9 protein-coding genes are annotated in these 11,677 nt (G+C 72.6%); 6 read left to right on the top strand and 3 right to left on the bottom strand.

What is annotated here, in order from left to right; translation table 11 throughout:
* The 3 genes from KUM03_RS05370 to KUM03_RS05360 form a co-directional block, all read left to right on the top strand.
* The coding region (locus tag KUM03_RS05370; RefSeq protein WP_217245832.1) for an acyl-CoA carboxylase subunit beta at positions 1-1,092 on the top strand (1,092 nt) is incomplete at its 5' end.
* 12 nt (positions 1,093-1,104) lie between these two features.
* Positions 1,105-1,830 carry a ScbR family autoregulator-binding transcription factor gene (locus tag KUM03_RS05365; protein WP_217245831.1) on the top strand — a complete coding sequence of 242 codons (726 nt, stop codon included), beginning with the start codon at positions 1,105-1,107 and terminating at the stop codon, positions 1,828-1,830.
* 76 nt (positions 1,831-1,906) lie between these two features.
* Entirely contained in the window at positions 1,907-3,463 is a 1,557-nt protein-coding gene (locus KUM03_RS05360) for a DHA2 family efflux MFS transporter permease subunit (protein WP_217245830.1), read from the top strand.
* A gap of 218 nt (positions 3,464-3,681) precedes the next feature.
* On the opposite strand, the gene KUM03_RS05355 is transcribed toward KUM03_RS05360, so the two are convergent.
* From KUM03_RS05355 to KUM03_RS05345, 3 genes are read right to left on the bottom strand one after another with little or no spacing between them, the layout of a single operon-like run.
* Positions 3,682-3,867, bottom strand: a complete 186-nt coding sequence (locus KUM03_RS05355) for a tautomerase family protein (RefSeq protein ID WP_217245829.1) — start codon at positions 3,865-3,867, stop codon at positions 3,682-3,684.
* Positions 3,868-3,892: 25 nt separating this feature from the next.
* Positions 3,893-5,152 carry a DegT/DnrJ/EryC1/StrS aminotransferase family protein gene (locus KUM03_RS05350; protein WP_217245828.1) on the bottom strand — a complete coding sequence of 420 codons (1,260 nt, stop codon included), beginning with the start codon at positions 5,150-5,152 and terminating at the stop codon, positions 3,893-3,895.
* Positions 5,149-6,801: a (2,3-dihydroxybenzoyl)adenylate synthase gene (locus KUM03_RS05345; RefSeq protein ID WP_217245827.1), complete on the bottom strand. Its 1,653-nt coding sequence runs from the start codon at positions 6,799-6,801 to the stop codon at positions 5,149-5,151. The genes KUM03_RS05350 and KUM03_RS05345 overlap by 4 nt, the downstream gene beginning before the upstream one ends.
* Positions 6,802-6,990: 189 nt before the next feature.
* Between KUM03_RS05345 and KUM03_RS05340 the strand changes: the two genes are divergently transcribed.
* From KUM03_RS05340 to pabB, 3 genes are all read left to right on the top strand, one after another.
* A complete protein-coding gene (locus KUM03_RS05340) occupies positions 6,991-8,049 on the top strand; it encodes an ornithine cyclodeaminase family protein (protein WP_254398883.1) in 1,059 nt (352 codons plus the stop codon).
* A gap of 64 nt (positions 8,050-8,113) precedes the next feature.
* Entirely contained in the window at positions 8,114-9,328 is a 1,215-nt protein-coding gene (locus KUM03_RS05335; RefSeq protein WP_217245826.1) for a cytochrome P450, read from the top strand.
* A gap of 15 nt (positions 9,329-9,343) precedes the next feature.
* Complete coding sequence (gene pabB, locus KUM03_RS05330; RefSeq protein ID WP_254398882.1) at positions 9,344-11,506, top strand: aminodeoxychorismate synthase component I; 2,163 nt, start codon at positions 9,344-9,346, stop codon at positions 11,504-11,506.
* Positions 11,507-11,677 lie beyond the last annotated feature (171 nt).

The raw sequence follows: 11,677 nt of genomic DNA, 5'->3' as shown, positions 1-11,677 counted from the left end.
AAGGCGTCCGGTGTCATCCCGCAGATCAGCGTGATGCTCGGCCCGTGCGCGGGCGGCGCGGCCTACAGCCCCGCCCTCACCGACTTCGTGTTCATGGTCCGCGACACCTCGCAGATGTTCATCACCGGCCCCGACGTGGTCAAGGCCGTCACCGGCGAGGAGATCAACCAGAACGGGCTCGGCGGCGCCGACGTGCACGCCGAGACCTCCGGCGTGTGCCACTTCGCCTACGACGACGAGGAGACCTGCCTCGCCGAGGTCCGCTACCTGCTCTCGCTGCTGCCGCAGAACAACCGGGAGTATCCGCCCGCCGTTCCCTGTACGGATCCGCAGACCCGCCGTTCAGACGTCCTGCTGGACCTGGTCCCGGCTGACGGCAACCGGCCGTACGACATGGCCGAGGTGATCGAGGAGATCGTCGACGACGGCGAGTACCTGGAGGTCCACGAGCGCTGGGCGCGCAACATCATCTGCGCCCTGGCCCGCCTCGACGGCCGGGTCGTCGGCATCGTCGCCAACCAGCCGCAGGCCCTGGCCGGCGTCCTGGACATCGAGGCCTCCGAGAAGGCCGCCCGGTTTGTCCAGATGTGCGACGCCTTCAACATCCCGATCGTGACTCTCCTGGACGTGCCCGGGTTCTTGCCGGGTGTGGACCAGGAGCACGGCGGGATCATCCGCCACGGCGCGAAGCTGCTCTACGCCTACTGCAACGCGACCGTGCCCCGCATCTCGCTGGTCCTGCGCAAGGCGTACGGCGGTGCGTACATCGTCATGGACTCCCAGTCCATCGGCGCCGACCTCACCTACGCCTGGCCGACCAACGAGATCGCCGTGATGGGCGCCGAGGGCGCGGCCAACGTCATCTTCCGCCGCCAGATCGCCGAGGCCGAGGACCCCGAGGCCATGCGGAAGCGGATGGTCAAGGAGTACAGGACCGAGCTGATGCACCCGTACTACGCGGCCGAACGCGGCCTCGTCGACGACGTCATCGACCCCGCCGAGACCCGCGAGGTGCTCGTCTCGGCACTCGCGATGCTCCGCACCAAGCACGCCGATCTGCCTTCCCGCAAACACGGCAATCCGCCGCAGTAACGGAGCACCTGAATGGTCAAACAGGAACGAGCGCTGCGTACCCGCGAGGCGCTGATCAAGTCGGCTGCCACGGTCTTCGACCGTGACGGCTTCAGCGTGGCCTCGCTCAGTGCGATCAGCTCGCTGGCCGGAGTGAGCAACGGAGCGCTCCACTTCCACTTCGCGAGCAAGGCCGCACTGGCCGACTCGGTGGAGGACGCCGCGGCGGAACGGCTGGACCACATCATCACCGTCCACGAGGGCACCACCGGCAATGCCCTTCAGCTGCTCGTGAACACCTCGCACGACCTGGCCCGCCGGCTCACCGACGACGTGGTGCTGCGAGCGGGCTTCGAGCTGAGCCGCAATCAGGTCCGCGAGGGCAGCCGGGATCTGTACCACCAGTGGCACCAGTGGGTCGAGGCGACGCTGAAACGCGCCGACGGCGAGGGTGTGCTCGACGGGGTCAGTCCCGAAGCGGTGGCGGCCTCCGTGGTGGCGGCGACCACGGGCTTCGAAGTGCTGGGCATGCAGGACCCGCGATGGCTCTCGGACCGCACGATCACCAGGTTCTGGCAGCTGCTGCTGCCGCGACTGGCCGCGGCCTCCGTGCTCGGCGACGTCGTGGCGGCCGGCAGCCGCAGCTCCGTACCCGCCTCCCGGCCTGTCGCGGCGGGCGGGTCCCAGCCGGAGCACGCGACCGAGGCCGTCCGGGCAGCGGGAGCCTCGGGCAAGGACCGGGGCGGCACGGCCCCGTAACACCAACCAGCCCGGGGCCCGGCCGGTGGCGTGCTCTCCGGAGACCAGCGGGCCCCCACCCCCAAGGAGACATCTCTTGCACAGCACCCAGCCGTCAGTGCCCCCCACCGAGCGAGATCCGCGGCGCTGGGTCATCCTCGGGGTGATCTGCCTCGCGCAGCTGGTCGTTCTGCTCGACAACACCGTCCTCAACGTCGCGATCCCCGTCCTCACCGAGGACCTGGGCGCCACCACGGCCGACGTCCAGTGGATGATCAACGCCTACGCCCTGGTCCAGTCGGGCCTGCTGCTCACCGCCGGCAGCGTCGCCGACCGCTACGGCCGCAAGCTGATGCTGATGGCGGGCCTGGTCCTGTTCGGGCTCGGCTCCACCGCGGCCGCCTTCGCCCAGAGCTCCGGACAACTCATCGCAGCCCGCGCCGGTATGGGCATCGGCGGCGCGCTGCTGGCGACCACCACCCTCGCCGTCATCATGCAGATCTTCGACGACGAGGAGCGGCCGAAGGCAATCGCCCTGTGGGGAGCGGTCAGTTCGCTCGGCTTCGCCGCCGGACCGCTCATCGGCGGCTTCCTGCTCGACCACTTCTGGTGGGGGTCGATCTTCCTCATCAACATCCCCGTCGCGCTGATCGGCCTCGCCGCCGTGTCCGCGCTGATCCCCGAGACGAAGAACCCCGAAGGCGACCGGCCCGACCTCGTCGGCGCGGTCCTGTCCACCCTGGGCATGGTCGGCGTGGTGTACGCGATCATCTCCGGGCCCGAGCACGGCTGGACCTCGTTCGACGTGCTGCTGCCCGCGGTGGTCGGCCTGCTCGCGCTGTTCGCCTTCGTCCGCTGGGAGCTGCGCGTCCCCTACCCGATGCTGGACATGTCCTTCTTCCGCAACCGGCGCTTCAACGGCGCCATCGCGGGCGGACTGCTCGTCGCCTTCGGCATGGCCGGTTCGCTGTTCCTGCTGACCCAGCACCTGCAGCTCGTCCTCGGCTACGACGCACTGCAGGCCGGACTGCGCACGGCACCGTTGGCCCTGACCATCGTCTGTCTGAACCTCGTCGGCATCGGTGCCAAACTGCTCGTCAAGCTGGGCATGGCGCGCAGCATCGCGGTCGGCATGACACTGCTCGCCGTCGGTCTGGGCGCGGTGGCCCTGCTGGGCTCCGGGGACGGGGCCGGCTACGGCGGGATGTTCGTCGGGCTGCTGCTGATGGGGTGCGGTATCGCGCTGGCCATGCCCGCCATGGCGACCGCGATCATGTCGTCCATCCCGCCGGCGAAGGCGGGCGTCGGCGCGGGCGTCCAGGGCACGCTGACCGAGTTCGGCGGCGGCCTCGGCGTGGCGATCCTGGGAGCCGTGCTCGGCGCGCGCTTCGCCCAGTTGCTGCCCGAGTCGATCGGCGGGTCCGGTTCCCTGGCCGAGGCCCTGCGGGACGCGGACACGCCACGGCTGGTGGCCGCGGCGCACGACGCCTTCGCGGACGCGGTGCGCACCAGCCAGCTCATCGGCGCCGTCGCCGTGTTCACGGGCGGGCTGCTGGCGGCCATGCTGCTGGCCCGCGCGGACCGGGCGGAGACCCAGGACAAGGCCCAAGCGGCCGGCGTCGAGGCCGAGGCCGACGCGGGGCGGCCCGCCTAGGCCTGTCGGCGGATCAGGTCGCAGAGAGCCGGCGGTGTCTTGTCGGTGCAGGTGAGCGGGGGCTGGTGCGTCCAGCTGCCACGCCCTTCGGGCAGTGGAGGAGGGTGAACCGGCCCCCGCGTCCGCGGCATGAACCCCCGGACGGGCCCCAGGCCGGACGCCGGTGTCCTTCTGCGCCCTGCGGGCGGTGGCCGTGAGACTCGTGACGGCCACCGCCACTACTTCCCGGGTACGCCGCCGATGCCCCAGCGCTGCGGGGCGACACCCGTCAGGGCGACCCAGGTCTGGTCGCGGGCCTCCTCACCGAGGACGTCCACCACGGCCCGGGTGAGACCCTCGATCAGGGCGCGTTCCGTGTCCTCGGTGAGACGGCGGTCGTAGATCTTCACGTCGATGAACGGCATGCGTCTGCCTTTCCGGAAGGGGCGGTCACGCGGGTACGGTGGCCAGCTCGTCGTACGCCTCCCGCAGGGCCCGGCGCACCGCCGTGACCATGTGGTCGACCTGTGCGTCGGTCAACCCGGGGTGGCAGGGCAGGTTCATGTGCTCCTCGAACCAGACGTGCTCCGCGCGCGGGCACTCGCCGCGGCGGTGGCCGCGCAGGCGCCACTCGGGGGAGAGGTGCAGCGGGAAGTAGCGCAGCTGGACCTCCACGCCGAGGCGGTCCAGGGCGCGGACGAACCGCTCGCGCACCTCCCGGCCGTCGGTGAGGAAGAACGTGTACAGGTGGTGGGCATGACGGCTGTCGGGCGCCGCGCGGTGCAGACGGACCCCGGGGAAGGCGGACACCGCTTCGTCCAGGCGCGCGGCGATCCGGGCGCGGCGCTCGACGAACCGGTCCAGGGAGTCCAGCTGCACCAGGCCCACGGCCGCGGCCGCCTCCGACATCGTGGCGTTGGTGCCGGCGCCGCGGATGCCGACGGCGGTGTGCCGGTAGACGCCGTCGGCGAACTTCATCCACGGCAGCAGCGCCGGGCGGTCCGGCGTCTCGCCGGACCGCGGCACATAGACGCCGTCCACCTCGTTGTCGCGGATCCGGCCGACGCGTTCGGCCCAGTCGTCCCGCGACAGGGTGATCATCCCGCCCTCGCCGAGGGTGGTGAGGTTCTTCGTGGAGTGGAAACTGAAGCAGCCGATGTCGGCCAGCGCACCCGGGCGCCGGCCCCGGTACAGGGCGCCGATGGCGTGGGCGCTGTCCTCGACGACCGTGATGCCGCGCGGCCGGGTGATGGCCATGATGCGGTCCATGTCGGCGGGGAGGCCGCCGTAGTGGACCAGCAGCACCGCCCGGGTGCGGTCGTTGACCAGGGCGGCGAGCGCGTCCGGGTCGAGGTTCAGCGTGTCGGGGTCGATGTCGCAGAAGCGGACCCGCACGTCGTGGTCCAGCAGTGGCTGCACCGTCGCCTGGAACGTCTGCGGGGTGGCGATCACCTCGTCGCCGGGTGCCAGGTCGAGCAGCCGGACCGCCAGCTCCAGGGCGACCGTGCCGCTGGTGACGCTGAGCGCGTGCCGCGCCCCGCACCACCGGCCGAACCGCTCCTCGAACCGGTCCCGCCACACGCCCGACGTCAACGGCCCCTCGGAGCCCACGAGTTCGGTCAGGGCGGCCAGGTCCGCCGCACCGACGACGGAGCCGCGGCGGGCGAACGGCACGGCGTACTGGCCGTTCTTCGCGGTGAGGGTGCTCATGCGGCTCCCCGGCCCGGGGCCGCCGCACCGGTGAGCTGCTCGGCGACACGGGCCGCCAGGACCTTCTTGTCGACCTTGTTCAGTCCGGTCAGCGGGAAGGAGTCGACCGCCTCGACGCGGTCGGGAAGCTTGTAGGCGGCCAGCCCGCGCGAGCGCAGATGGGCGCGGAGGACCGGAAGCCGCGGTGCCGGGCGGCCCGGGGCGGGGATGACGTAGGCGCAGATCTTCTCGCCGAGGACCGGATCGGGCATCGGCACGACGGCCGCCTGCTGCACGTCCGGATGTGCGGTCAGGTGCCCCTCGACCTCGGTGGCGGAGACCTTGTCGCCGCCGCGGACGACGACGTCCTTGACCCGGCCTTCGATCACGATCTCCCCGGTGGGGGTGCGGTGCACCAGGTCGCCGGTGCGGTAGAAGCCGTCGGCGGTGAAGGCACGGGCGTTGTGCTCCGGCGCCCGGTAGTAGCCGCGCAGCGTGTACGGGCCACGGGTGAGCAGCTCGCCCGTCTCGCCGGGGGCCACCTCCCGGTCGCCGGGGCCGACCACGCGGATCTCGTCGGCGGGGGAGACGGGCCGGCCCTGCGTGGTCAGGACCGTCTCGCGCGAGTCGTCGTAGCGGGTGAAGGTGAGCAGGCCCTCGGCCATGCCGAAGACCTGCTGCAGGCGCACGCCGAGCGTGGGCCCGATGCGTTCGGCGACCTCGGAGTGGAGCTTGGCGCTGCCCACCTGAAGGACGTCCAGGCTGCTCAGGTCGTGGCCGAGGCCCTCCTCGACGGCCGCCAGCCACAGGTGCACGACGGTGGGGCTCACCGAGCTGAACGTCACCCGCTCCCGCTCGATCAGCGGGAAGCAGTGCAGCGGCTGCGGGGTCTCGGCGAACACCACACGACCGCCCGCGGCGAGCGTGCCGATGATGCCGGGGCAGCCCCACGGGAAGTTGAACTCCACCGGCAGCACCGCCAGATAGACGGTGTTCTCGTCCACCTCGCAGATCTCGTTGGTGATCCGCGTCTGGTAGGCGTACGCCTCGTGGGTGCGCGGGATCAGCTTCGGCAGCGCGGTGGTCCCGCCCGACAGCAGGAAGAACGCCACGTCACCGGCGTCGGGTTCGGGCAGCTCGACCGGGTCGGCGGGGACGTCGTCCAGGGCCGTGAAGCCGTGCGCGGGCTCGCCCGCCACGAACACCTGGCCGATCTGCGGGAGCTGTTCGCGCACCGCCCGGACCAGGTCGCGGTGGTCGAAGCCGTTGTGGGTGTCGGGGACGACGCAGGCGGTGGCCCCCGACAGCTCCACCAGGTGCCGCATCTCGTTGTCGCGGTAGGCCGGCAGGCAGAACACGGGCAGCGCGCCGAGACGGAACAGCGCGAAGCACACCGCGACGAAGTCCGGGGTGTTCGGCAGCTGCACCAGGACCCGGTCGCCGGGGCCGAGGCCGCGGGCGGCGAATCCGGCGGCGAGCCGGTCGCACCACAGGTCCAGCTCTCGGTAGCCGATGCGACGTGTCCCGCCCGCGTCGACCAGGGCCGTGCGGTCGCCGTACGCGTCCGCCCACTGCCGCAGCAGTCGGCCGAGCGTCTCACCGCGCCAGTACCCGGCCTCGCGATACCGCGCGGACACCTCGTCGGGCCAGGGAACGCATCCGTCCAGCATCGTTGTTCCTTCCCTCTGCTCGCGTCGCGGCCCAGTCTTCCCAGGGCCGTTGACACGCCGCTGATGTGGCACCGCCGCGGGCCCGTCGCCTGTCAGGTGTCGATCAGGGCGGCGTCAGCCCGGCCGGACAGGATGCCGTCAGGGCCCGGCCGGGCCCGACGACAAGCGGCTCGTGCGAGGGAGTGCCCGATGGAGACCTGGATCCTGGATCGCCGGGACGTCGCGGCGGTGATGGCGCTCGTCGGGCGGGACGCGCTGATGGAACGGGTCGTCGAGCGGCTCACCGAGGGCCTCGCCGACATCGGGCACGGACGGCGCGAACTGTCGCCGCTGCGCGACGGCTTCGAACGCAGCGAGCCGGTGCCCGGCATCCTGGAGTGGATGCCGCACCGCGACCCGGGCGACAGCATCACCATCAAGACCGTCGCCTACAGCCCGGGCAACCCCGAGCGGTTCTCCCTGCCGACGATCATCGGCACGGTCGCCCGCTACGACGACACCACCGGCGCCCTCACCGCGCTGATGGACGGCGTCCTGCTCACCGCCGTACGCACCGGCGCCGCCTCCGCCGTCGCCAGCCGGCTGCTGGCCCGGCCCGACAGCCGCACCCTCGGCCTGGTCGGCGCGGGAGCCCAGGCCGTGACCCAACTGCACGCCCTGTCGCTGGTGTTCCCGCTGGAGCGGGCCCTGGTGTGGGACACCGACCCGGCGCACCTGGAGAGCTTCGCGCGCCGCGCCGCCTTCACCGGCGTCCCCGTCCAGGTGGCCGACCCCGCCCGGATCGCCGCCGAGGCCGACATCGTCTCCACCGCCACGTCCGTCGCGGTGGGCGCCGGCCCCGTGCTGCCCGACACCGCCCACCGCGAGCACCTGCACATCAACGCGGTCGGAGCGGACCTGGTGGGCAAGACCGAGTTGCCGCTCACCTGGCTGCGCCGGGCCTTCGTCGCCGCCGATCACCCCGAGCAGGCCCGCCGCGAGGGCGAGTGCCAGCGGCTCGCTCCGGCCGATCCGGTCACGGGTCTGGCCGAGTTGGTCGCCGAGCCGCAGCGGGCCGAGGACCGCCGGGACGGGCCGACGGTGTTCGACTCCACCGGCATCGCCCTGGAGGACGCCCTCGCCATGGAGGTGTTCCTGGAGGTGGCCGCGGAGCACGGGCTGGGGTCGCGGATGAGCATCGAGCACCACCCGGCCGACGCCCTCGACCCCTACGCACTGCAGCCGGTGCCCGCCGCGGCGTCCCTGTGACCGGCTGTCCGGACCCCCACCCGGTACCGCACCGGCCCGGAAACACCCGTGTAAGGAGACCTTGATGGCGACCCAGACCTCGCCGGCCCCCCGGCCCACCGTGGAGGACGGTGGGCGCGCCCTCTTCTCATGGCTGCGGACCATGCGCGACGAACACCCCGTCCACGAGGACGAGTACGGGGTGTTCCACGTCTTCCGGCACGCCGACGTGCTCGCCGTGTCCTCCGACCCCGCCGTCTTCTCCTCGGAGCTGCACCGGCTGCGGCCCGACTCCGAGGCGCTGACCGAGGAGATCCTGTCGGTCATCGACCCGCCGCTGCACCGCAAGCTGCGCCGCCTGGTCAGCCAGGCGTTCACGCCGCGCACGGTCGCCGACCTCGAACCGCGGGTGACCGAGGTGGCCGGGCGGCTCCTCGACGCCGTCGAGGGGGACACCTTCGACCTGGTCTCCGACTTCGCCTACCCGCTGCCGGTGATCGTCATCGCCGAGTTGCTCGGCGTGCCCGCCGAGGACCGCACGCTGTTCCGCACCTGGTCGGACCGGATGCTGTCGATGCAGATCGGGGACCCCTCGGACCTGCAGTTCGGCGACGACGCGGGCGACGAGTACGACACGCTCGTCAAGGAACCGCTGAAGGCGATGCACGACTACCTGCTCGGGCACGTCGAGGACCGCAGGCGCCGCCCCGGCGACGACCTGATCTCCAAGCTCGTCGCCGCGGAGGTCGAGGGCGAGAAGCTGACCGACCGGCAGATCGTGGAGTTCGGCGGGCTGCTGCTGATGGCCGGCCACGTCTCCACCTCCATGCTCCTGGGCAACGCCGTGCTGTGCCTGGAGGAGAACCCGGGGCTGTGGGACACGGTGCGGGCCGACCGGGCCGTGATCCCGGCGGTGATCGAGGAGGTGATGCGGCTGCGGCCGCCGATCACCGTCATGGCCCGGGTGACCACCCGGGACACCGAGGTGGCCGGCGTCCCCGTCCCCGCCGGGCGGATGGTCGTCCCCTCGATCGTCTCCGCCAACCACGACGAACGGGTCTTCGACGACCCGGAGACCTTCCGCCCCGACCGTGGACCGAGGAACCAGCAGACCGCCTTCGGCCACGGCATTCACTACTGTCTGGGCGCGCCGCTCGCCCGTCTGGAGGGCCGGATCGCGATGGAGGCGCTCCTGGACCGGTTCGCCGAGGTGCGGATCACTCCCGGCGCGCACCTGCGCCACCACCGAGACGGGCTGTTCGGCGTGCGGAACCTGCCGCTGACCGTTCGGCGCGGCTGAACCGAGGGAGCGGTCATGCGCACCGTGCGAACCCTGTTGATCGACAACTACGACTCGTTCACCTACAACCTCTTCCAGATCCTGGCCGAGGTGAACGCGACCGCCCCCGTCGTGCTCCGGCACGACGACCACGAGGGCTGGGCCGCCCTGTCGCCGGACGACTTCGACAACGTGGTCGTCTCGCCCGGCCCGGGTGACCCGGCCGTCCCCAAGGACCTCGGACTGAGCCGCCGTGTCATCGAGGAGTGGGACCTGCCGCTGCTCGGGGTGTGTCTGGGCCACCAGGCTCTGTGCCTGCTCGGTGGCGGCAGTGTCGGTCACGCGCCGGAGCCGGTGCACGGCCGCACCAGCGAGGTCCTGCACGACGGCCGCGAGCTGTTCGCGGGCATCCCCTCGCCCTACCGGGTGGTCCGCTACCACTCGCTGCTGGTCCACGAGCTGCCCGCGCAGCTGGAGCCGACCGCGCACACCGCCGACGGACTGCTGATGGCCGTACGTCACCGGGAGCTGCCGCGCTGGGGCGTGCAGTTCCACCCGGAGTCCATCAGCAGTGAGTACGGCCGCCGGTTGCTGGCCAACTTCCGCGACCTGACGCTGCGGGCCCGGGGTGAGGCGCCGTTCGGCGCCGAGGTGCCCGCCGCGCCCTACGTCCCGCCCGCACCGGACACCGGTCCCGGGGCCGGGCAGGACGGCGGCGGCGGCGGTCTGCGGCTGCACGTACGGCAGTTGGGGACCGCGCCCGACACCGACGCCGCGTTCGACGCGCTCTTCGACGGCACCGCCGGGCGGTTCTGGCTGGACAGCAGCCGTGTCGAGGAGGGCCTGTCGCGGTTCAGCTTCCTCGGAGCCCCCGCCGGCCCGCTCGGCGAGATCGTCAGCTACGACGTGGCCGAGCGCCTGGTCACCGTCACCGACCGCCACGGCGTCCCCCTGCGCCGCAGGCCCGGCACGCTCTTCGCGTACCTGGAGGAGGAACTGGCGGCCCGCCGCACCCCCGCGGCCGGGCTGCCCTTCGAGTTCAACCTCGGCTACGTCGGATACCTCGGCTACGAGTCCAAGGCCGACTGCGGTGGTGACCGCGCGCACACCGCCGAACTGCCCGACGGCGCCTTCGTGTTCGCCGACCGGATGCTCGCCGTCGACCACGCCGGGCACCGCGCCTGGCTGCTCGCCCTCAGCCGCGCCGACCGCCCGGAGACCGCCCGGGACGCCGAGGGATGGCTCACCCGGGCCGCGGCCGCGCTGGCCGTCACCGCACCGCGCCCGCCGTTCACGCTGCTCCCCGACGACGAACTGCCGCCGCTGGAGGTGGAGTACCGGCACGACGTGGCCGAGTACCGGGAGCTGGTGCGGACCTGCCAGCGGCTCATCGGCGACGGTGAGACGTACGAGGTGTGCCTGACCAACCTGCTGCGGGTGCCGGGCCGGGTCGACCCGCTCGTCGCCTACCGGGCGCTGCGCGCGATCAGCCCCGCCCCGTACGCCGCCTACCTGGACCTGCCCTCGGGGGCCGTGCTCAGTTCGTCGCCGGAGCGGTTCGTGCGCATCGACGCGGCCGGCACCGCGGAGTCCAAGCCGATCAAGGGCACCCGGCCGCGAGGGGCGACCCCGGCCGAGGACGCGGCCATCGCCGGCGCGCTGGCCACGGCGGAGAAGGACCGTTCCGAGAACCTGATGATCGTCGACCTCGTCCGCAACGACCTCGGGCAGGTCAGCGAGATCGGCAGTGTGCACGTCCCCGGCCTGTTCGAGGTCGAGACCTACGCCACCGTGCACCAGCTGGTCAGCACCGTGCGGGGCCGACTCGCGCCCGGCGTGTCCCGCCCCGAGGCCGTGCGGGCCGCGTTCCCCGGAGGGTCGATGACCGGCGCCCCCAAGGTGCGCACCATGCAGTTCATCGACCGGCTGGAGGGCGGGCCGCGCGGCGTCTACTCCGGTGCGCTCGGCTACTTCGCGCTGAGCGGGGCGGTGGATCTCAGCATCGTCATCCGCACCGTCGTCGCCACCGCCGACGCCGCCACGATCGGTGTGGGCGGCGCGGTCGTCGCGCTGTCCGACCCGGACGAGGAGGTCCGGGAGATGTTGCTCAAGGCCCGCACCACGCTGCGCGCCCTGCGTCAGGCCCGCGCCCTGGCTCCCGCCGGGGACCGCGCCCTGCTGGCGGGCAGCGTGCGGTGACGTCCGGCGGGGGCCTGTGGGGCGGCGGGCCGCGCGAGGGCGGCCGGGCCGGCCGGGACGGCCGGGGCGGGGGCCGCCGGGGCGCGGGGGCGCTCTTCGCTCGGCGGCTCCTGCGGCACAGGGGGGCTGTGTGGTGTTGGCTGTTCCGGGGTTCCGTTCGGTCTGTGCCGT

This window comes from Streptomyces sp. AC602_WCS936, assembly GCF_019049125.1.
Taxonomy (GTDB): Bacteria; Actinomycetota; Actinomycetes; order Streptomycetales; family Streptomycetaceae; genus Streptomyces.
Note: the sequence above shows the minus strand (reverse complement) of the source record. Positions and strands in the feature narration are given on the sequence as shown.

Excerpts from the sequence above, each read along its gene's own strand:
- KUM03_RS05365 (WP_217245831.1), top strand. The coding sequence starts at position 1,105 with ATGGTCAAACAGGAACGAGCGCTGCGTACCCGCGAGGCGCTGATCAAG.
- KUM03_RS05355 (WP_217245829.1), bottom strand. The coding sequence starts at position 3,867 with ATGCCGTTCATCGACGTGAAGATCTACGACCGCCGTCTCACCGAGGAC.
- KUM03_RS05350 (WP_217245828.1), bottom strand. The coding sequence starts at position 5,152 with ATGAGCACCCTCACCGCGAAGAACGGCCAGTACGCCGTGCCGTTCGCC.
- KUM03_RS05345 (WP_217245827.1), bottom strand. The coding sequence starts at position 6,801 with ATGCTGGACGGATGCGTTCCCTGGCCCGACGAGGTGTCCGCGCGGTAT.
- KUM03_RS05340 (WP_254398883.1), top strand. The coding sequence starts at position 6,991 with ATGGAGACCTGGATCCTGGATCGCCGGGACGTCGCGGCGGTGATGGCG.
- KUM03_RS05335 (WP_217245826.1), top strand. The coding sequence starts at position 8,114 with ATGGCGACCCAGACCTCGCCGGCCCCCCGGCCCACCGTGGAGGACGGT.
- pabB (WP_254398882.1), top strand. The coding sequence starts at position 9,344 with ATGCGCACCGTGCGAACCCTGTTGATCGACAACTACGACTCGTTCACC.